Genomic DNA, 21849 nt, shown 5'->3' on the forward strand with positions numbered 1-21849 from the left:
TAGACCTCTATAAGTTAATTCAAAAGGGAAAGGATTAAATGATGTTGATCCCCATTTCAGCATAGGGCATCAGCAACTCCATCTGTTTATCCACCTCGGTAATGATACTTTCTATACCCGTTATATCACAAACCTTGTAAGTTTCAGCCGTACCTATCTTATTATACGTAGTAACCGCAACCACCCTGCTGGCCGATTGCATCATAGCACGCACCACCTCTACCTCGTCGTAATCCTTGATCGTAATACCTATCTCATGATGCACACTGCAAATACCCAAAAAACAAAGATCTACATGCACCTGGCTGAACATGCGTAATGCCTCTGCCCCAAGTGTCACCTGCGCATCCTTTTGCACACGTCCGCCGGCCAGCACCAGGTCCACGGAAGGATGATCACATAACAAGGTAACCACGGGAACATTGTTAGTTACCACCGTCAGCGGCAGATCATGCGGCAACATCCGCGCCAGCGCATAAGTAGTGGTTCCCCCGCCCAGCATGATCGTATCGCCGGGTTGCAGTAACTGCAAAGCCTTTTGCGCAATCAGGTTCTTATCAGCTTCCAGCTCATGCACCCTGTCCCTGAAGTTGTGAAGATTGGGAGAATGAGGAATAGCGCCGCCCCGCACCTTGGTAAGCAAACCATTGTTGGCCAGCAATTCAATATCCCTGCGCACCGTATCCTCCGACACCTGTAACGCCTCGCTTAATTCGCCCAACTTCACCTTCTGATCCAGTTTTAACTTCTGCAAGATGAAGTCCAGGCGTTCTTCTTTCAACATTAAATGCAAGATTTTACTACAAAATAACACCAAATATTGCAATTGTCGCAAATTATTGCACTTAATTTGCATCAAATCGCAAGTTATGGCAAGAGTTATTATCGATATGGATGAGGTTATGGCAGACACAATAGCCCAGTTTATCGCCTGGTTTCAGCGTGAAGGTTACAACGTTGATCCGGCAGCGCTGGAAGGAAAATCAGTTCAGCAAATGTTCCCCGATTACGAGTTGGCACGCCGCTTCCTTTATACCCCTGGCTTTTTCCGTAATAAACCGGTGATGAAAGATGCGCAGAAAGTAGTAGAAGCGCTGAACCAGGAACACGAAGTATTCATCGTATCCGCCGCCATGGAATTCCCCCAGTCTCTTATTGAGAAATACGAATGGTTGCAGGAGCATTTCCCTTTCATCACCTGGCAACAGATCGCATTTTGCGGCAGCAAAGCACTCGTTCACGGCGATTACATGATCGACGACCATCTCAAGAACCTGGATTATTTCAACGGCGAAAAACTCCTCTTCACCTCACCGCACAATACCACTATCGATAAATACACCCGCGTAAATACCTGGCGCGATGTAGCCGACGTACTACTCCCCGGCCATCAGTTATTTAACTGATCCGGCAGCGCCCCAAATGAAAGAGGCCGTATCAACCCTTTGACACGGCCTCTTTAGTTGCTTATAAATGAATTTTATTCGCTTTTGAGGAACTTCAACAAGTCAAGCAACTCTTTAGATTTTACTGTGGCCTTATCTGCTTTATCAAAAATATTGAGAAGCACTACCTGTTCTTCTACTATTTGCACGTAGTAAACAACACGTGCGCCACCACTTTTCCCTGCATTTTTTGATGCAATCGCTAAACGGATCTTATAACAATCATGTCCTAATGGGTCTATACTTTGAATCTCAAGAGGATTTTCTTCCAGTTTGTCCAGTAAGTTGGAAAACTCTTGTTTTAAAGAGGGATATTTTTTTTACCAGCTTTTTTAGTTGCTTGTCGAAGATCGGGATGGTAGCAACACTATAGCTCATTTAGCAATTGGCGTGCAGGCCGGGTTTTTACTTTACCGTCTTTTACCTTGGCAGCAAGGCGGTTTGCCTGTCTGGCTTCGTGTAATTCTTCCAATGCTCTTACATCAGCCGAAGTAGCAACTTTTGCCTTTTCTACATAAGAATAGCCTTTTACGCGCTTGTAAAAGCTGGCACCTTGTTCTGTATCTGGAATGTCTAAAATCAGTTTCATCGCACCATCTGCCGTATATCATAACGGTTTCCTTCTATACAATAATAACGCATTTTCACGACAAACCAGTACCCCAAAAGGCACCAAACAGCCATTCCACAACAAAACCAGCATACCGCCTGCGGAAAAATCAGGATTATCGGCGGCCGGCAGGCGGTTACGTGCAACTATCGGTTATCTTTGCTGCCCATATTAAAACCAGGAAGTATATATGTATCGCTCACATACCTGTGGTGAACTTAGATCAGGAGATATCAACAAGGAAGTAACCCTCGCGGGATGGGTACAAACAGTAAGAAAATTAGGCGCGGCCATTACTTTCATCGACCTGCGCGATCGCTACGGCATAACGCAGCTGCTGTTCGGCGAAGAATTAAGCCCGCTCCTGGATGCTACTCCCTTAGGACGGGAATACGTAATACAAATAAAAGGTATCGTTACAGAACGTACCAGCAAAAATGCCAATATCCCTACCGGCGACATCGAGATCACTGTTCAGTCTTTCACCATTCTGAATAAATCCGCGGTGCCCCCCTTCACCATCACCGACGAAACAGATGGCGGCGAAGACCTTCGCATGAAGTTCCGCTACCTCGATCTCCGTCGTAACGCTGTCAAAAAGAATATCGAACTCCGATACGCAGTAAGCCGCTCAGCCCGGAACTACCTGCACGAGAATGGATTCATGGATATAGAAACCCCGTTTCTCATTAAATCCAGCCCCGAAGGCGCACGCGACTTCGTGGTTCCTTCCCGTATGAACCCCGGACAGTTCTACGCACTACCACAGTCGCCACAAACATTCAAACAACTGCTCATGGTAAGTGGTTACGACCGCTACTACCAGATAGTGAAATGTTTCCGCGACGAAGACCTCCGCGCCGACCGTCAGCCTGAGTTTGCTCAAATCGACTGTGAAATGAGCTTCGTTGAACAGGAAGACATTCTCCAGATGTTCGAAGGCCTGGTAAAACGCGTATTTAAAGACGTAAAGAATATCGACTATTCCGATGCCGTACAACGTATGAGCTGGGAAGATGCTATGTGGAACTATGGTAACGACAAACCCGATATCCGTTTTGGCATGCAGTTGCTGAACCTGAAATCAGCCTTCACCCGCGCCGGTAACCTGGAAGCGACAGGTGAACTGATCAATGGCGCCGGCTTCGGCGTATTCGACAATGCAGAAACAGTGATCGCTATCGCCGTTCCCGGTTGTGCAGAATATAGCCGCAAACAAACCGACGAACTGACCGATTGGGTAAAACGTCCCCAGATAGGCATGCAGGGCCTGGTATTCATCAAATGTAATCCCGACGGCACTTTCAAAAGCAGCGTAGATAAGTTCTATAGCGAAGACAAACTGAAAGCGATAGCTACAGCAGCCGGCGCACAGTCAGGCGACCTCCTCCTGATAGTAGCAGGCCGCGAAGAACGCACCCGTAAAGCAGCCAGCGAATTACGCCTCGAAATGGGCAAAAGACTTGGCTTACGTAAGGCCGATGAATTTAAGCTGTTATGGGTACTGGACTTCCCATTATTCGAATATGCCGAAGAGGAAAACCGTTGGGTAGCGCGTCACCACCCTTTCACTTCTCCCAAGCCTTCCGATATACCGGTGATGATCAACAACGACCCGGCTATCGCGAATGCAGAAAAATACCTGGAACATCCCTATTCCAACATTAAAGCCAATGCCTATGATATGGTGTTGAACGGCAATGAAATTGGCGGTGGTTCTATCCGTATTTTCCAGCGTGAGCTGCAGGAGAAAATGTTTGCAGCATTGGGTATGAGCAATGAAGAAGCATTGGACAAATTCGGCTTCCTGTTGGGCGCCTTTGAATATGGAGCGCCACCACATGGCGGCCTGGCCTTTGGTTTCGACAGGCTTTGCGCTATCATCGGCGGCAGCGAAAGCATCCGCGACTTTATCGCATTCCCCAAAAACAACAGCGGCCGCGACGTCATGCTCGACGCCCCCGCAGCAATCGATCAAAAACAGTTCGACGAATTACAGATCAAACTGAATTTGCAATAAGCCAATCAATTATAAAAGAGGTTGTATCGGAAGATGCAACCTCTTTTATATTCCCTATTTGCCCAACCGCGCCCCGCTTAAGCTGTTATCAACAACTATATTGCTCCCATACGGCCCACCGCTCTTTCTATGCTGGAATAGTATTTGTACCGCAACAGGAAACAAATAACCGCTACATATGTCTTACACTCATTTAGCTTACCTGAAGCCAGGCAAATCCATCGACCTGGAAACGCTTGAAAACAATATTGCCGCCCGCTATGAGGGAATGAAAAACAGCACCAAACCAGTCATTGTAGATGAAGCAGGCATGCTCCGTATTTCATTCAATAGCTACAACTTCTATATCACCCTTGTCTCCGCATCACACGTAGCCGTAGAAGCCAGAGAAACGGCGGAACAAGTCGATAAAGACTGGGCTGAAAACGCCTACGATAAAGGAGCACTAAAAGAATCCACCATACGGCTCGACTTTTATGGAGATGCCGACCCCGAAATGGAATACTTCAATGACAGCCTTTTCATCCTCGAAGAAATAGAAAAGACCGGCGACACGATTATTTTTCATAGCAACTAGAACCATACAGCAGCTACACAGCCTGCTTTCAAATCAGTATAAAAATTAGCGGCGGTTATTGAAATAACCGCCGCTACTACTATCATACAATATCAGCGTATACCATTATTCATATTCATACAAAAAGCCTCTGCTAACGCTACTGCGGTCAAAATCCTTCTCAAATCCCTTTACCAGTAAGTTGCGCTTATCATAAGTATATACGCCGTTACCAGCGGTATCCCATTTATTCGATTCCTCGTTAAGATACAACCCGGTAATACCAACACAGTTGCCGGCGTCATCATATTTATAAAAACTCTTTCCCACAACAACACCTTTATAGCTGCTTTCGCTCTGCACTAACTTGCCATCCTTATTATACAGAAACGCCTGATCTCCCATCTTTACAATATTCCCGCGGTTATCATAGGCATACTCAGTACGCTTCGATTGATCGCGGCTTAATTCATACATCCGGCCAATCATGATATTGTCGCTGTATTTTATCCTGCCATGCTCTTCATATACATAATTGGTGCGTTGTACATTGGTATCTATTCCCTCTGTGATATCCGTTTTCATTACCTGGTTACCCAACGAATCATACACATAGATAACCGTTCCCTCACGGGGGTCGATATTGTAATGATAATGAGACACAGTCTTAATGATCCTGCCGGCTTCGTCATAAGTATAGAAGGTACTGTCGAAACGGCCTGTTGCGGAATCGGAGATCTCACCCGGAGGTAAAGAAGCATCGATATTATATACCGGCCTTATCACCAGCACCGCTTTTCCCGCACTGTCATAATAAGAGGTTTTCACCAGGCGTTTCTTATAGATCTCTCCGTTTGCATCGTACCTGACATCGTAATACCTACTTACATGAACATGGCTGGCGACAATACTGGCCTGGTCAACTTTTATGGGTTCCTGCAACTTTTTAGCAGGCACAGAGGACTTGCATTGAGTAAAAAATACTGCCAAAAGCAGCAATAAGGGCTGAAGCTGTTTCATGCCGCAATATACCTAATTTGCATGCTCACAAAAGCATGATATGAGTCAACGGAAGAACACGCCCAGCTTTGCCGACAAGGTGATAGCTTTTAATGAATCTGTACATTTTGAAGGCAAACTGCCCCCGGGTATCCGTATCATGAACCCATTCCGCGAACACCCCGAAGTACCTGCTATCGCTTCCACCTTTTATAAAAAGTTCTATGATGATCACCATCCCCGCCACCTGATCCTGGGCATCAACCCAGGCCGTTTTGGCAGCGGCGTTACCGGCGTACCCTTTACAGATACCAAACGGCTTAAATCGGAATGCGGCATAGCCTACAATGGCAAAGAAACCCATGAGCCCTCTTCGGTTTTCATTTACGATATGATCAACGCTTTCGGCGGACCATCGGCGTTTTACAGCCAGTTTTATATCCATTCCATTTGCCCGCTTGGTTTTACCTCCGTCGCCGCCAATGGCAAGGAAGTGAATTATAACTATTACGACAGCCAGGCCCTCACCGACGCAGTTTACGACTTTATCATAGACAATATCCGCCAGCAAATAGCGCTCGGGGTATATACCGGTACCTGCTTTTGCTTTGGCACAGGCAAAAACGAAAAGTTCCTCCGCCGCCTCAATGAAGAATACCAGTTCTTCGGAAAGATAGTAGCGCTGGAACATCCCAGGTTTATCGTACAGTACAAAAGCAAATCGAAACAGGACTATATCGATAAATATTTGCAGGCCTTTGCCGGGGTGTTGGAAGAATAGACCGCGGGGTTTCGTGTTTTTTTACTAAATTGAAACCGTCTTCGAATTTTTGCCATAAGCATTTAAGGAAACGAACTGCTAACAAAACCAATTTGCTTATGAGCCTTGCAGAGCTATTAACACAATATAAATGCCATCAGGGCATGTGGGATGAGATGTGCGATACCGGCGAAATCCGTGAGCATTATCAAAAGGTATTTGCAGCCTTGCAACAGCTTGATGTAAATACATTGCAACAGAAAGATCTGCTGGCAAGTGAGCTTTTCATGAACCAGGGGATCACTTTTACAGTATATAGCGACAATGCAGGCATTGAACGTATCTTTCCTTTCGACATTATTCCCCGCATCATCACCGGGCGCGAATGGCAACAGATCGAACGCGGCATTCAACAGCGCCTGAAAGCGCTGAATATGTTCCTGAAAGACATTTACTCCAACCAGCACATCATTAAGGACAGGGTAATACCTGCGTCGCTGATTGCCTCCTGTCCCCACTATATCCGCGAAGTCTTCGGCATTAAAGTGCCCTATGATATCTATGTCCATATCTCGGGCATAGACCTTATCCGTGGCGGCGATGGCCGCTTTTACATCCTGGAAGATAACCTTCGTACTCCCTCCGGCGTTTCCTACATGCTCGAAAACCGCGAGGTCACAAAACGTATCTTCCCCGATATGCTGGCCGCAAACAAGGTGCGTATGGTACATAATTACCCATTGCTGCTGCACCAGATCCTGTTATCCCTGGCGCCGCAGCAGATCTCTACACCTACAGTGGTATTACTCACACCCGGCATCTACAATTCAGCCTACTACGAACATACTTTCCTGGCCAAACAAATGGGCATCGCCCTCGTAGAAGGCCGCGACCTGGTGGTAGACAACCATAAGGTGTACATGAAAACAACAAAAGGCCTCGAACAGGTGCACGTGATCTATCGCCGTGTGGATGACGACTTCCTCGACCCGCTGCTGTTTAAACCCGATAGTGTATTGGGTGTGCCCGGCCTGTTAAGCGCCTACCGCAAAGGCAACGTAGCTATCGTAAACGCCGTAGGAAACGGGGTTGCCGACGACAAGGCGGTATATGCCTATGTGCCTGCCATGATAAAATATTACCTGAACGAAGACCCGATCTTAGCCAACATAGAAACCTACGAACTAAGCGATACCGATGCACGTAAGCATGTTTTCGAAAACATTGAGAACATGGTCGTAAAACGCACCAACCAGTCCGGCGGCTATGGTATGGTCATGGGCAATAAAGTAAGTGATGAAGAATGGCAGCGTGCAAGAACTGCTATAGAAGCAGATCCCCGAAGCTTTATTGCACAACCGATCGTAAAATTGTCTACTGTACCCTGTTTTATAGATGGTAAACTACAACCCAGGCATGTGGATTTACGTCCCTATGCACTATGCGGCCCCAACGGCATCCAGATCGTTCCGGGAGGCCTCACCCGCGTTGCACTGCGGGAAGGCTCGCTGATAGTTAACTCTTCACAGGGAGGAGGCAGTAAAGACACCTGGATTATAGATTAAGATTAATATACTTTAACCATGCTTAGCAGAATCGCTGATTCTTTATTCTGGATGAACCGCTATATGGAGCGCGCCGATGGTATGCTGCGCTCCATCAAGGCATACTATATCTTGTCGTTAGACAAAAGCCTCGACGATCAGCAAAGCTGGCAACCGGTATTGGAAATTTTCACAAGTGCACAGCAGGACCAGATCCAGCTCATGACCAGCGATACCGAAGCCGTACTGCAACAGTTGATCGTAGACACTCAAAATGTAAACTCACTAAAGGTGATCGTTACCAAAGCGCGCGAAAACGCACGCGGCGTACAGGACCATATCACCAAGGAAGTATGGGAACAGGTGAACCAGATGTACCATCTTGTAAACCACCCCACCCTTTCTGCAAGACTCAGAAGTTATAATGCGCTCGATGTCATCGACAACCTTACCCGCCATAGCCTCCTGTATACAGGTGTCATAGACAGCACCATGTCGCGCGGTATGGGCTGGAACTTCATGAACCTCGGAAGATTTATAGAACGGTGCCTGCAAACCATTCAGCTTACAGAAAAACAGTTTGGGCTCATCGGCTATAACCTCTACCCCAACCGCGATATCATACAGTGGCGCTGCCTGCTGCTGAGCCTTTCCGGATACGAAATGCATTTAAAGAAATACCGCACCACGCAATACAACCAGAACGTATTACACCAGGTGGTCATCAGCCCCGAGTTCACACGGTCGCTGGTCTACTGCCTGAGCCGCATCGACAAATACCTGGAAGATATTACAAGCCAGAACCCATCGCCCGAAAACAAGGCGCTGGTACGTTGTTTCGGCCGTCTTTACAGTAATGTAAGATATATTGAACTGGGTAACCTGAATACAGTTACTTTGCAGGAGTTTTTTGAAAATACGAAGAGAGACCTGCTCGATTTCAGCAGACGATTGGGTCAATGTTTCTTTTCTTATGCTTAATGCGATTATATGCCGATTTTCAATATACATCACATCACACGGTACGAATACAACCGGCCTGTTAAAGAAAGCACCAACGAAATAAAGATCTATCCGTATCAATGCCCCGAGCAGGAAACGCTGAGGCATGAACTGATCATATCGGGGCATCCCGAGGTACAGGTCTTTACCGATTACTGGGGCAACCGCTTTGGCAGCTTCAATGTATTGCCCCTGCACCAGGAGCTCACGATAGAAAGCAAACTGGTGGTTCGTACCACGGCGTCGTCGCAGTTGCGCATCAACTTCCATGGCAGCTTCGAACAGCTGGCGCAGGAAGTGAATGGCCAGTTGCAACTGCTTGAACTGGCTACGGCAGAATCTATAGCCCTGCAAAAAGAAATTGAAGAAATAGCTGCTCATATTCAGGAACGCGCCCGCAGCGTTGCCGCCGCCGTAGAATACTGCGGAGAGTACATCTTCAAACACTTCCAGTATATAAAAGGCATCACCAATATAGAAACCACGGTCGACGAGGTGCTCCAGCACCGCGCAGGCGTATGCCAGGACTTCGCGCACCTCATGCTGCATATCCTGCGTACATTGGGCATTCCGTCACGTTATGTAAGCGGCTATATCTGCCCCAACAAAAACGGCATGCGCGGCGAAGGCGCCACACACGCCTGGATTGAAGCCTGGATCCCCGGATTCGGATGGGCAGGCATTGACCCTACCAACAACGTCTGGGTCACCAATAACCACGTTAAATTAGCCGTAGGACGCCATTTTATTGACTGTACCCCCGTAAAAGGCTCCTTCAAAGGCCCAGCCCGGCAAATACTCTCGGTCTACGTCTCCGTTGGCTACGAAGACGGCCATACTTTTGAAGAGATCAACAACGTAAATACGCCCACAGATGGCTCCGTAACCACAGAAGACGGTGACAGTGAAGGTTTTGCGAATCAACAGCAGTAATCGTGAAAAATATTGCATCTTGCAGGCCTGAATTTCAAAAAATATGAAAGGTCTGGGGCTATATCGTTTATTATCTGGTATTTTATCTATCATTTGTTTCCTGCTTTTTCCGGTTTTCCTGCTGCTGTTGTTCGCCGTTTTCGTCGACTTCTCAGCAGCACTCCAGCTATTCATCATTCTTAGCGTGTTATTGTATTATTGGCATTCCCGCAAATTCTTCCTGCAGGTTTACATACAAAGAGAACCCTACACTGCCCGTTCAAGAGACTGGTTGCAGGTAAATGGCTTTGTTACATTGATAGCAACTTTGTTTGCCGTTGTGAACAGCGCACTGGACCTGATATTGCCGGCAAGAAAAGAAGCAACAAAGGCAACCCTCAAAGAACTGGTAGAAGTGAATCCGGGTACCCGCCAGGATTATATCGACTTTGCCATAACAGCTTCTTATTGTATCGCCTTCTTTATATTCACCGTGCTGGTCATTCACGTGACCTGGACACTGTTATTGGTCCGGAAACAAATGAAACTGCAAAAACAGGAAGAATAATTATGAGCAGCGCTACACCTCTTGCAGAAAGGATGCGTCCTGAAACACTGGACGATCTCGTAGGACAAGAACACCTGACGGGAAAGGGGAGTATTTTGCGTAATGCAATAGACAAAGGCACTATTCCTTCCATGATCTTATGGGGCCCTCCGGGTGTGGGTAAAACCACTATCGCGAATATTGTGGCCCATACCTTACAAGTACCTTTTTACCAGCTCAGCGCCATCAGCAGCGGAGTAAAAGATGTACGTGAAGTAATAGAGCAGGCCAAACAGCAAACCCAGGCCATCTTATTCATAGATGAGATCCACCGCTTCAACAAAGGACAGCAGGACGCCCTGCTGGGAGCAGTGGAAAAAGGCACCATCACATTAATAGGCGCCACCACCGAAAACCCTTCGTTCGAGGTTAATGCGGCCCTTTTAAGCCGCAGCCAGGTATACGTGCTCAAAGCCCTCACGGAAGAAGCAATGGTACGACTGCTGCAACATGCGCTGCAAAACGACAGCACATTGCAGCAATACAATATAGAACTACAGGAAACGGCCGCCCTCATCAATATCTCAGGCGGCGATGCGCGCAAGCTGCTGAACCTGTTCGAACTGGTAGTGCTTTCAGCGCCGGCAGCCGATAAACTCGTCATCACCGACCAGCTTGTCATGTCTATTGCCCAGAAAAGAGTAGCGCTTTACGATAAACAGGGAGAACAGCATTACGATATCATTTCCGCCTTCATCAAAAGTATGCGCGGAAGCGACCCCAACGGCGCCGTATACTGGCTCGCACGTATGATAGAAGGTGGTGAAGATGTAAAATTCATCGCCCGCAGGATGCTCATCTTTGCTAGCGAAGATATCGGCAACGCCAATGCCAACGCATTGCTGTTGGCCAATGCCACCTTCGATGCCGTTACCAAAATAGGATATCCCGAGTCAAGGATCATCCTGTCGCAGTGCGCCATCTACCTCGCATCATCGCCCAAAAGCAATGCCTCCTATATGGCCATAGGCGATGCCATAGCAACCGTACACAAGCAGGGCGACCTGCCCGTTCCGCTTCATTTGCGCAACGCACCTACCAGGCTCATGAAAAATCTCGATTACGGCAAAGATTATAAATACGCACACTCCTTTGAAGGCAACTTTGCCGAACAGGAATTTTTACCCGATAAGATCAGCGGAGCCAAATTCTACGACCCCGGCAAAAACGCAAGGGAAGAAGAGCTCAGACGCTTTCTGAGAGAACGCTGGAAAGATAAATATGGATACTAAACGCTATTGCCTTTATTAAACAAAATGTTCCTGAATGAGACTGAGCATCACCTGCCGGCATTTTAAAGACCTGGCCCCTCACGAAATCTATGCATTCATGCGTTTACGCAGCGAGGTGTTTGTGGTTGAGCAAAGCTGCATTTATCTTGATGCAGATAATATAGACCAGTATTGCTATCACCTGCTGTTGCGCGATGGAACAGAGATCGCCGCTTATGCCAGGTTGGTCCCCCCGGGCGTATCCTATACCGAAACTTCAATAGGCAGAATTGTTACCAATCCCGCCTATCGCGGCCAGGGCAACGGCAAGCAACTCATCAACATAGCGCTGGAAGAATGTTCCCGCCTGTTTGGCGTTGGCCCCGTTAAAATAGGCGCACAACTCTACCTGAAAGAATTCTATAAAGCCTTTGGCTTCGTTCCCGTAAGTGAAGTATATGACGAAGACGGCATAGAGCATATCAAAATGCTGCTGACACCTAACCCTTCAACTCTGTTTTAAGGAAACGGGCAGTATGGCTTTCTTTGTTTTTGATCATCTCTTCGGGTGTACCCTCAAAAAGGATGCGCCCGCCGCCATCACCACCTTCCAGGCCCACATCAATAATATGATCGGCCACCTTTATCACATCCAGGTTATGTTCTATCACTAATACCGTATTACCACGATCTACCAGTTTATTCAGCACCTCAAGCAGGTGTTGAATATCCTGGAAGTGAAGCCCGGTAGTAGGCTCGTCGAGAATATAAAATGTTTTGCCCGTATCTTTCTTGGCCAGCTCTGTAGCCAGTTTCACTCGCTGAGCCTCTCCCCCGCTAAGGGTAACCGCGCTCTGCCCAAGTGTTATATATCCCAGCCCCACATCCTGCAACACCTTTATCTTACGGAACAGGTAAGGCACCGCTTCAAAGAAATCACACGCTTCATCAACAGTCATGTTCAGCACATCGCTGATCGACTTGCCCTTATACCTGATCTCAAGCGTTTCCCTGTTATACCTTTTGCCGTTACACTTTTCACAGTGCACATATACGTCGGGAAGGAAATTCATTTCAATCACCCGCATACCGCCGCCTTCACAAACATCACAACGGCCACCTTTTACATTAAACGAAAACCGGCCGGGATTATACCCCCTGATCTTGGCTTCAGGAACGGCAGCGAACAACTGCCTGATCTCTGTAAAGAAACCGCAGTAGGTAGCCGGGTTACTTCTTGGCGTACGGCCAATAGGCGACTGGTCAATCTCTATCACCTTATCAATATGCTCCAACCCCTTTACACTTTTATAAGGCAGCGGTGTCATCCGGCTGTTATAACAATGTTTGGAGAGGATGGGATACAAAGTTTCATTAATAAGCGTACTCTTACCGCTGCCGCTCACGCCGGTTACCAGTACCAGCTTACCAAGCGGGAATTTCACCGATATGTTCTTCAGGTTATTACCGGTAGCGCCCTTCAGTTCAAGATGAAGCCCGTTACCCTTTCTGCGGGTTGCCGGTACTTCAATACCCTTTTTACCGTTCAGGTAAGAAGCCGTATCGGATGGCGCACGCAGCACCTGCTCAGGAGAGCCCTGGGCAACGATATGACCGCCATACTTGCCTGCACGCGGACCTATATCAACCAGGTAATCTGCCGCCAGCATAATATCCTTATCATGCTCCACCACCAGTACACTATTGCCAATATCACGCAGGTTACGCAATGCAACAATCAACTGGTGGTTATCGCGCTGGTGTAAACCAATGGAAGGTTCATCGAGAATATAAGTAATCCCCTGTAACTGCGATCCTATCTGCGTTGCCAGCCTTATACGCTGCGATTCACCACCGCTGAGCGTACGGGAAGGCCTGTTCAGCGTAAGATAAGTAAGCCCTACATCAAGCAGGAACTGTAACCTTTCCCTTATTTCTTTCAGGATATCTTTTGCTATTGCATTCTGCTTATCGGAAAGCCTTTTCTCGATACCTGTAAACCAGGTCATCAGCTTATCAAGGTTCAGGGAGCTTACCTCCGCAATATTCCTTTCATCGACCTTGAACCAGAGACTTTCCTTTTTTAAACGGGCGCCTTCGCAGGCAGGACAGGTTTTAAGTTCCATAAACTGTTCTGCCCACTCCCGGGTACTTTCACTGCTGCCCGCAAACCAGCGGCGGATCATGGGAATGATCCCTTCAAACTCACCATCGTAAGGCGTCGACGCCATCGATTCATCAAAATCTTCTACCTCCTGGCTGCCGCCTTCGGCATTACCATAAAGCAGGATATTAAGACCGGCTGCAGGAAGATCCTTCACCGGTTTATCGAGACTGATCTTATTCTTCCGGGCAATTTGTGCAACAGTTTTAAACATATGTGCTTCCCGCTCTTCCCCCAGCGGCGCTATACCACCTTCACGGATACTTTTATCCGGTTCAGGCAAAATAGCCTCCATACTTATAGAGTATACATTTCCCAATCCTTTACACGAAGGGCACGCACCATAGGGCGAGTTAAAGGAAAACGCATTGGGAGAAGGTTCTTCATAACTGATGCCCGTATCTACGCACATCAGTTGCTTTGAGTACTGCACCAGGATATCTTCTTTGGACCCGCCATCTACCAGCAAAAACATCAGGTCCTTGCCCGACTTCAGCGTTTGCTGTACACTCTGGCTCAGGCGCACCTTCATATCATCGGTCACCTGTAAACGGTCAATTACCACCTCAATATCATGGATCTTGTACCTGTCGAGCTGCATCCGGGGTGTGATATCCAGCACCTCGCCATCTACCCTCACCTTTAAGAAACCCTTTTTACGGATCTCTTCAAAAAGCTCGCGGTAATGCCCTTTACGGCCACGCACCAACGGAGACAGCAGCGTTATTTTCTTACTTTTAAATTTTTTGAATATGTTGTCAACGATCTCCTCTTCGCTGAACTTGGTCATCTTCTTGCCCGTATTGTAGCTGTAAGCTTCGCCTATACGTGCATAAAGCAAACGCAGGAAATCGTATAATTCGGTAATAGTACCTACCGTGGAGCGGGGATTCTTATTGGTGGTCTTTTGTTCGATAGATATAACCGGGCTCAGGCCAAGGATCTTGTCCACGTCAGGCCGTTCCATATCGCCCATGAACTGGCGGGCATAGGCGCTGAAGCTTTCCATATACCTGCGCTGTCCTTCGTTATAAATAGTATCGAAAGCCAGCGACGATTTGCCACTGCCACTCACGCCTGTAAATACAACGAGTTTATTCTTAGGAATACTTATATCAAGATTTTTCAGGTTATGTTCCCTGGCGCCAAATACCTCAATTTTTTCCGTCGCTTCTGCCACTGTTTCGGGGAGACTCTTTTCTTTAACTGCCATAATAACTTGTGTCGGTCATCGAAGGTAGAACAAAGTACGTTAGATATTGTTGAAGAAAAAGTTATGGTCTGAAATCTGAAAATGGCATAGTAATTGGCTACCCTGATCTAAAACATGAAAGTTATGAAAACCCTGAAAATGTCAGTAACGGGCCTGTTGAGCGCCGTAATATTATTTTCTTCCTGCAAAACCTGGAACAATAGCCAGAAAGGCGCAGCTGTAGGCGTAGGCGGCGGAGCCGCTGCCGGTGCCGTTATAGGCAAAATATCAGGCAACACTGCCTTGGGAACCATTATCGGCGCTGCCGTAGGTGGCACAGCCGGCGCTATCATCGGCCGTAAAATGGACAAACAGGCAGAAGATATCAAAACCCAGGTTCCTGATGCTAAAGTAGAAAGGGTGAACGAAGGCATTACCGTTGAATTCAGCAGTAAAGTACTCTTCGGATTCGACAGCTACAGCCTTACCGATGCCTCCCGCGGTTCTCTGGATAAACTCATTAAAGTGCTGAACACTTATCCCGATACCAACGTAGAAGTTCAGGGACATACCGACAACAAAGGTACTGCCGCTTATAACGACAAGCTGTCATTACAACGTGCAGAATCAGTTGCCAGCTATGTGAAATCACATGGCATCGCTTCTTCCCGTATCACTACCAGGGGTTTTGGCTTTAACGCCCCCAAATACACCAACGATACCGAAGACGGCCGCGCGCAAAACCGCCGCGTAGAATTCGTGATCACCGCCAACGAAAAAATGAAATCAGAAGCCGCACAACAGGCTAATCAATAATAAGATCTGTAAACGTTAAGAGAAACGAGGCTGTGTCAATTAAAACACAGCCTCGTTTTTTTGTGCATTCACCCCAACTTCCTGATTCTCACTCCCCTACCCCGTCAGCCAGTCATCTCTACTCCATTCCTTATATTATTTTTAAAAAGAATAATTGGCAATTCAGAAAAAAGAGGAATTTTTGTAATATATCACCTATAACCTTTATGAAGTTCCTTTTAAAGATTTTCCTTGCATTCCTGGTATGCGCACAACTCATTGCCTGTACAAAAGAATACAGTAAAGAGGGCGGCAACCATGTTGTAATACCGCCTCCTGAACCGCCAGTTCCACCTAATGAGCCAGTGAAAACAGATACTGCAGTATATGTAGCCGGCTATTACAGCGTCTTCAGGGATGGCGTATTTACAGCCGTCAGCCTTGCAGTCATATGGCGCAACGGAGTACCCATCGTACTAACAGACAGCACACACCATGCCCGCGCACAGGATGTTGTTGCCGTTGGCGACGATCTCTATGCAGTAGGATTTGAATACACCGACGATCCCCTCATCCGCAAAGCCATGCTCTGGAAAAATGGCGTCCCCACCGCATTAAGCGATGGCAAAACCGACGCCGTAGCCTATTCTATCATAGTAGATGGCTCAGACGTATACATAGGCGGTTTCGCAAGAAAAGGCGACCGCCTGAACAAATCAGTCGCTACCCTTTGGAAAAACGGCGTAGCCCTCTCCCTCACAGATGGCCTCTATAATGCCTACATCTTCAGTATCACCAAACACGGCAGCGATATTTATTGCGGGGGCTCGGAATGGAATCGCTCCTCCATCGAAGTCGCCAAATACTGGAAGAATGGGGTCGCCGTATCACTCAGCGATGGCCTGTATAAAAATGTTATCTCCGGCATCATTGCAGACGGCAATGGCGTTTACGCTTCCGGCACTCAAACACCGATGAACACCCGGGAAACAAGACAAGCGCTGTTGTGGAACAACAAAACCCGTACAGCACTAACCGATGGAAAAACACATAACGCCAGCGCCAACGCCATTCTCCGCATTGGCACAGACTTTTATGTAGCCGGTATGGACGAAAGGTTTGCCGTTATCTGGAAAAACCAGGTACCCACCTACATCGCCGACAAAAGTTATTGGGCCAGTTATGCAGCTGATCTTTGCGTGTTTGGAAACGACTTCTACGCCGTTGGCAACATCGTACTGGATGACCCCAGCTATCCATTATACCCCGTTCTCTGGAAAAACAACCAGGAAACCCGCCTCGAAAACAATGGCGGAGGGGGTGAAGCCTTTAGCGTATTTGTAAGGGAAGAAAAGAAGTAAAAGATTGATAAATGACGCCGCCCGCAATAGCCGCAAACACTTTCACATGGCCGGCTTAGATGCTGCACTATATCATAACTAACCTCAAATGCAAAAACAAAGAAGGGTGAGCATATCAGGAAATGATACGCCCACCCTTCTTAAATAGCACTTCAATATTCAAATAGTATTACATAAGATCTTCAGCACACATGGTGTCAGTGCTTCTTTGCATTAGTTTTAGCACTGCTCCAGCGCCTGCAATATATCTGCAGCAATATCATCGATATACTCAAGACCTACAGACACCCTGATCAACCCCGGCGTAATACCTACAGCCAGCTGATCCGCTTCACTGAGTTTGGAATGGGTAGTAGAAGCAGGATGCGATGCAATGGTGCGGCTGTCTCCCAGGTTTGAAGTAAGCGTGATCATTTTCAGCGCATTCATAAAGGTTACGCCGGCATTCAAACCACCTTTTAATTCAAACGTGATCAAACCACCGCCACGGCTCATTTGCTTCTTCGCGATCTCGTATGCCGGGTGACTTGGCAGGAAAGGATATTTCACACCATTCAGCTTTGGATGGCCTTCCAGTTTCTTAGCCAATGCTTCAGCATTGTTGGAATGCCTTTCCATACGCACATCGAGCGTTTCAAGACTTTTGGTCAATACCCATGCATTGAATGGCGCCATAGAAGGACCGGTATTCCGGCAGAACAGGTAGATCTCGCGAACCAGTTCTTTTTTACCAACAACAATACCTCCCAATACACGCCCCTGGCCATCTATCCATTTGGTAGCGGAATGCACCACCAGGTCGGCGCCGAATGCTATAGGGCGTTGAAGATTAGGCGTAGCGAAACAGTTATCGACACAAAAGATGATGTTATGCTTTTTAGCCAGCTTACCCACCTTTTCCATATCAACGATATCCAGGCCGGGGTTGGTTGGCGTTTCAAGATAGATCAGTTTGGTATTGGGCTTTATCAGCGCCTCCCAGCTGTCTATATCGCTTGCTTCGCCATAGGAGTATTCAATGCCCCATTTAGGCATATACTTCGTCAGCAAAGTATGTGTAGAGCCGAATACAGAAGAACAGCTTAAGATATGATCCCCGCTTTGCAGGAAGGTCATAAACGTTCCAAAGATGGCCGCCATACCACTGGCGCAGGAGAACCCTGCTTCCGCGCCCTCCAGGGCACACATCTTATCGGTGAACTCCTGTACGGTAGGGTTACTGAAACGGGTATAGATGTTATGGTCGTTAACTTCATTAAAAGCATCACGCATATCCTCTGCACTGTCGAAACGGAAGCTGGAGGTCATAAACAAAGGCGTGCTGTGTTCGTTTTCATCAGTACGCTGTGTCTGAATACGGATAGCGTTGGTATTAGGATGCGGCATGTTGAGATTTTTGGGGCTATTGAGATCTATGTTTACACAGTTACAGGTTTACCATTCACATTTACCTGCCATTTGAGGTCACCTCCGGCGCGGCGTAATGTTTCGGCAACAGAACAGTATTTGTTCATAGACAGTTCTGCCGCACGATAGGCTTTGGTTTCATCGATGTTGCCGGTAAGGTCAAACACAACGGTTACGTCTTGCCAGAGCGAAGGTTCTTTGCCGGGTTCGCGTTCGCCGTCGATATGAATAGAGAAATCTGTTATTTCCTGCCTTTGTTTCTGAAGGATAGAAACAACGTCAACCGCGCTGCATCCTCCCAAACCTGCCAGCAATACCTGCATAGGTCTGAAACCATTGCCGGTACCGCCTTTCTCCACGGGAATATCCATGCGGAGCTGCTGGTTGTTGGTATCTGTTGCCGTAAAGCCATACTCCCCCTGTGTGCGGGATAATTCTATTAAAGCCATAGCAAAAAAATTTGTGGGGCAAAGATAGAACTAAACACCGCTGGTTCAGCATTTTTTGACCTAGGCTATTGTCACCTGCTTTTCGAGGTAAACATCCTGTATAGCCTGAAGTAACTGAGCCCCTTCGGCCAAAGGACGCTGAAACGCCTTCCGGCCCGATATCAGCCCCATACCGCCTGCTCTTTTGTTGATGACAGCCGTTGTTACCGCTTCTTTCAGATCGGACTCGCCTGAGGATGCACCGCCGGAATTGATCAGTCCCGCACGCCCGTTATAACAGTTGAGCACCTGGTAACGGCACAGATCAATAGGATGACCGGAAGCCAGTTGAGTATACATTCTTTCATCCAGTTTGCCGTAACTGCTGCCGCCCATGTTCAGCGCCTTGAAGCCACCGTTATTTTCAGGCAGCTTCTGCTTTATGATATCCGCTTTAATGGTCACTCCCAGGTGGTTAGCCTGGCCCGTAAGATCGGCAGACACATGATAATCCACGCCATCCTTTTTAAACGCGTTATTGCGGATATAACACCAGAGTATCGTTGCCATTCCAAGAGAATGCGCCTCCTCAAAAGCATGTGCCACTTCAACGATCTGCCGGTCCGATTCCGGTGAACCAAAATAAATGGTAGCGCCCACAGCTGTAGCGCCCATATTCCAGGCATCTCTTACAGAACCAAACATGATCTGGTCATATTTATTGGGATAGGTCAACAATTCGTTATGGTTGAGCTTTACGATCAGCGGAATTTTATGCGCATATTTCCTCGCCACAAACGACAAAGCACCAAAAGTGGTAGCTACAGCGTTACACCCGCCCTCGATAGCCAGCTTTACAATATTTTCGGGATCGAAATAAATGGGATTAGGTGCAAAAGAAGCGCCTGCACTATGTTCAATGCCCTGATCTACAGGCAGTATGGAAAGATAACCCGTACCCGCCAGCCTGCCGGTATTAAACAACGCACCAAGACTTTTCAGCGTAGGTATATTCCTGTCCGATATGCCGAACACCGTATCTACAAACTGGGGAGAGGGCAGTAATAACTGGTCTTTGGAAACTGTTGAGCAGTTATGCTCCAACAAGCTGGCTGCCTGATCGCCAAGCAACGCGGTAATTTTTTCAAAAGTCATAGTATAATATTTTCCTGCCATTGATTCCCGCAATAATCCTGCCTACCGGTAATTACAATAGTCCGCCCTTACAACAGCGGCCCGGTTCTGCCTGCCAATCCCTACCAGCCATTTCAACCTTATATGGTACCGTAGCAGGAAGTTTTACGTGTCAAGGTATCTATATTGCAGCTTTACAGTGCTGTCTTTACTTTCCTGTAAGCGTTGCTATCATACCCGAAGCGTTCTTATTGCCGGGATATACTTCCAGGGCCTTCCTATAATTGGCCAGGGCTTTTCGCTTGCGCCCTTTGCTTTTGTAACAGTCACCGATAAGTTCATAACAATAGGAAAGATCTTCCGGGCGCCCCTTTAATTCCAAAGCAGTTTCAAACACCCGGATAGCATCATCCAGCTTATTTCTGCGTTGTACGTATTTGCCGGTGCTTATCAGGTCGCCGATCTCAAAACCAAAATCATACAGGTCCTGCTCTTCAGCCTTCAGCATACGGTAATAATTCAATCCATCATCAACATTGGCCAGCACCCTGTCACGAATAGACAGGTAAACAGATCTACGCGGAACCGTAAAAGGTTTATGCTGTAAAGCATTCAGTATCGCCGTTTTTAAAGGCCATACTTTCATCTGCTGGTTGTTGGTCATCATAACAATGAGGGTACGGTCACGAACATGATAATAAAAAGCAGCCTCGTAATTACTATTGGAGCCCTGGTGCTGATGCCATACCACGGTATCTCCTTCGAATACGACTGTACCCAAACTGCTTTCTCCTCCCGGAAAATTCCGGCCCAGGGTTCTCAAAGAAGCCTCGTTAATTACTTTGCCCTGATGCAATGCCATTACCCATCTGTAAAGGTCTCCAATTGGCAGCCTTACCCAGCCTTTTACGCCGCCCTCGCGATACAGCACATTATGCCCTTCATTGTCGAAAGCCCTTGCCATACCCGCTGCATCAACCGGGTAATCCACAAGTGACTGCGTCATACCTGCCGGTTTGAAAAGATATTCCTGTATAAAATCCTGGTAACTTAGCCCGCTAACCTTTTCAATGATCCGTCGCTGCAACGATACATTGATGTTGTTGTAAATATAGACGGTACCGGGCGCTGCCGCCAATGCCTTCAGTGTGATCAGGCTACTATGTATTAAAGAATCGGTGCCATCTGCCGCCGGGCCGAGTACGGGAATGCCACTGGTATAATTGAGCAGGTGCGCCACCTTAACCTGGCCGGCCCAGGAAGGAAATTCAGGAAAGAACTTCGACAAACTATCCTCCAGCGATAACTTACCTTGCTCACAAAGCACCATGATAGCGGCCCCGTTAAATTCCTTGCTAACAGATCCTATGTCAAATTTAAACTCACGGGAGAGCGGCACCATCGTGGAAACATCGGCAAAGCCGAAAGAATGCAGATAAATATTATTCTGACAGACAACCATGATGTTGCCGTTAAAGATGCCACGCTTATAAGCAGTTTGCATAATAGAATCTACCAGTTTCATTTCCTGCTGGGCATAAGCAGCGATGGTAATACCCAGCCAAAAGCAAATTCCAAGGGCGAGTTGTTTCTTCATTAAAATCTATAGTTTGGTAACAGCGCAATCTCCTGCGCCTCATATACACGACAATATTAATATTATATTTTACCACGATACAAATAAATTGGAAGAGCGGTTTAA

The 21849-nt window shown here is 47.3% G+C and carries 20 protein-coding genes; 12 read left to right on the forward strand and 8 right to left on the reverse strand.

What is annotated here, in order from left to right:
• Positions 1–34: 34 nt before the first annotated feature.
• The gene (locus ESB13_RS12845) at positions 35–784 is read right to left on the reverse strand and encodes a DeoR/GlpR family DNA-binding transcription regulator (RefSeq protein WP_129003888.1); all 750 of its coding nucleotides are present in this window, start codon (positions 782–784) and stop codon (positions 35–37) included.
• 85 nt (positions 785–869) lie between these two features.
• Between ESB13_RS12845 and ESB13_RS12850 the strand changes: the two genes are divergently transcribed.
• Complete coding sequence (locus ESB13_RS12850) at positions 870–1406, forward strand: 5' nucleotidase, NT5C type (RefSeq protein ID WP_129003890.1); 537 nt, start codon at positions 870–872, stop codon at positions 1404–1406.
• 406 nt (positions 1407–1812) lie between these two features.
• Here ESB13_RS12850 and ESB13_RS12860 read toward each other — a convergent pair whose 3' ends face one another.
• The gene (locus tag ESB13_RS12860; protein ID WP_129003892.1) at positions 1813–2034 is read right to left on the reverse strand and encodes a hypothetical protein; all 222 of its coding nucleotides are present in this window, start codon (positions 2032–2034) and stop codon (positions 1813–1815) included.
• Positions 2035–2245: 211 nt separating this feature from the next.
• Between ESB13_RS12860 and aspS the strand changes: the two genes are divergently transcribed.
• Together aspS and ESB13_RS12870 are read left to right on the forward strand one after the other, a co-directional pair.
• Positions 2246–4075, forward strand: coding sequence for an aspartate--tRNA ligase (gene aspS, locus ESB13_RS12865; protein ID WP_129003893.1), 1830 nt, complete (start codon positions 2246–2248; stop codon positions 4073–4075).
• 178 nt (positions 4076–4253) lie between these two features.
• Positions 4254–4652 carry a hypothetical protein gene (locus ESB13_RS12870; RefSeq protein ID WP_129003895.1) on the forward strand — a complete coding sequence of 133 codons (399 nt, stop codon included), beginning with the start codon at positions 4254–4256 and terminating at the stop codon, positions 4650–4652.
• A gap of 105 nt (positions 4653–4757) precedes the next feature.
• Here the strand turns inward: ESB13_RS12870 and ESB13_RS12875 are convergent, their stop codons facing one another.
• Positions 4758–5651: a hypothetical protein gene (locus tag ESB13_RS12875; protein ID WP_129003897.1), complete on the reverse strand. Its 894-nt coding sequence runs from the start codon at positions 5649–5651 to the stop codon at positions 4758–4760.
• Between the two features lie 40 nt (positions 5652–5691).
• Between ESB13_RS12875 and ESB13_RS12880 the strand changes: the two genes are divergently transcribed.
• The 7 genes from ESB13_RS12880 (at position 5692) to ESB13_RS12910 (ending at position 12189) form a co-directional block, all read left to right on the forward strand.
• Complete coding sequence (locus ESB13_RS12880) at positions 5692–6411, forward strand: uracil-DNA glycosylase family protein (RefSeq protein WP_129003899.1); 720 nt, start codon at positions 5692–5694, stop codon at positions 6409–6411.
• Positions 6412–6509: 98 nt separating this feature from the next.
• Positions 6510–7955, forward strand: a complete 1446-nt coding sequence (locus ESB13_RS12885; protein ID WP_129003901.1) for a circularly permuted type 2 ATP-grasp protein — start codon at positions 6510–6512, stop codon at positions 7953–7955.
• 18 nt (positions 7956–7973) lie between these two features.
• Positions 7974–8915, forward strand: a complete 942-nt coding sequence (locus tag ESB13_RS12890; RefSeq protein WP_129003903.1) for an alpha-E domain-containing protein — start codon at positions 7974–7976, stop codon at positions 8913–8915.
• Between the two features lie 9 nt (positions 8916–8924).
• Positions 8925–9869 carry a transglutaminase family protein gene (locus ESB13_RS12895; protein ID WP_129003905.1) on the forward strand — a complete coding sequence of 315 codons (945 nt, stop codon included), beginning with the start codon at positions 8925–8927 and terminating at the stop codon, positions 9867–9869.
• A 43-nt stretch (positions 9870–9912) separates the two neighbouring features.
• Positions 9913–10416, forward strand: coding sequence for a hypothetical protein (locus tag ESB13_RS12900; RefSeq protein ID WP_129003907.1), 504 nt, complete (start codon positions 9913–9915; stop codon positions 10414–10416).
• A 2-nt stretch (positions 10417–10418) separates the two neighbouring features.
• Entirely contained in the window at positions 10419–11687 is a 1269-nt protein-coding gene (locus tag ESB13_RS12905) for a replication-associated recombination protein A (RefSeq protein WP_129003909.1), read from the forward strand.
• A gap of 34 nt (positions 11688–11721) precedes the next feature.
• On the forward strand, positions 11722–12189 hold the full coding sequence (locus ESB13_RS12910; protein ID WP_129003911.1) for a GNAT family N-acetyltransferase: 468 nt from the start codon (positions 11722–11724) through the stop codon (positions 12187–12189).
• Here ESB13_RS12910 and uvrA read toward each other — a convergent pair.
• Positions 12167–15043 carry an excinuclease ABC subunit UvrA gene (gene uvrA, locus ESB13_RS12915; RefSeq protein ID WP_129003913.1) on the reverse strand — a complete coding sequence of 959 codons (2877 nt, stop codon included), beginning with the start codon at positions 15041–15043 and terminating at the stop codon, positions 12167–12169. The two genes, ESB13_RS12910 and uvrA, sit on opposite strands and share 23 nt — an antisense overlap.
• Positions 15044–15166: 123 nt before the next feature.
• Between uvrA and ESB13_RS12920 the strand changes: the two genes are divergently transcribed.
• Together ESB13_RS12920 and ESB13_RS12925 are read left to right on the forward strand one after the other, a co-directional pair.
• Positions 15167–15838, forward strand: coding sequence for an OmpA family protein (locus ESB13_RS12920; RefSeq protein WP_129003915.1), 672 nt, complete (start codon positions 15167–15169; stop codon positions 15836–15838).
• Positions 15839–16044: 206 nt separating this feature from the next.
• Positions 16045–17178 (forward strand): hypothetical protein, encoded by a 1134-nt coding sequence (locus ESB13_RS12925; protein WP_129003917.1) that lies wholly within the window; start codon positions 16045–16047, stop codon positions 17176–17178.
• 219 nt (positions 17179–17397) lie between these two features.
• Here ESB13_RS12925 and ESB13_RS12930 read toward each other — a convergent pair whose 3' ends face one another.
• From ESB13_RS12930 to ESB13_RS12945, 4 genes are all read right to left on the reverse strand, one after another.
• On the reverse strand, positions 17398–18564 hold the full coding sequence (locus tag ESB13_RS12930) for a trans-sulfuration enzyme family protein (RefSeq protein ID WP_129003919.1): 1167 nt from the start codon (positions 18562–18564) through the stop codon (positions 17398–17400).
• Between the two features lie 32 nt (positions 18565–18596).
• Complete coding sequence (locus tag ESB13_RS12935) at positions 18597–19034, reverse strand: OsmC family protein (protein WP_129003921.1); 438 nt, start codon at positions 19032–19034, stop codon at positions 18597–18599.
• 60 nt (positions 19035–19094) lie between these two features.
• On the reverse strand, positions 19095–20168 hold the full coding sequence (locus tag ESB13_RS12940; RefSeq protein ID WP_129003923.1) for a class I fructose-bisphosphate aldolase: 1074 nt from the start codon (positions 20166–20168) through the stop codon (positions 19095–19097).
• Positions 20169–20355: 187 nt separating this feature from the next.
• The gene (locus ESB13_RS12945) at positions 20356–21744 is read right to left on the reverse strand and encodes a serine hydrolase domain-containing protein (RefSeq protein ID WP_129003925.1); all 1389 of its coding nucleotides are present in this window, start codon (positions 21742–21744) and stop codon (positions 20356–20358) included.
• Positions 21745–21849 lie beyond the last annotated feature (105 nt).

It is taken from the genome of Filimonas effusa, assembly GCF_004118675.1.
Taxonomy (GTDB): domain Bacteria; phylum Bacteroidota; class Bacteroidia; order Chitinophagales; family Chitinophagaceae; genus Filimonas; species Filimonas effusa.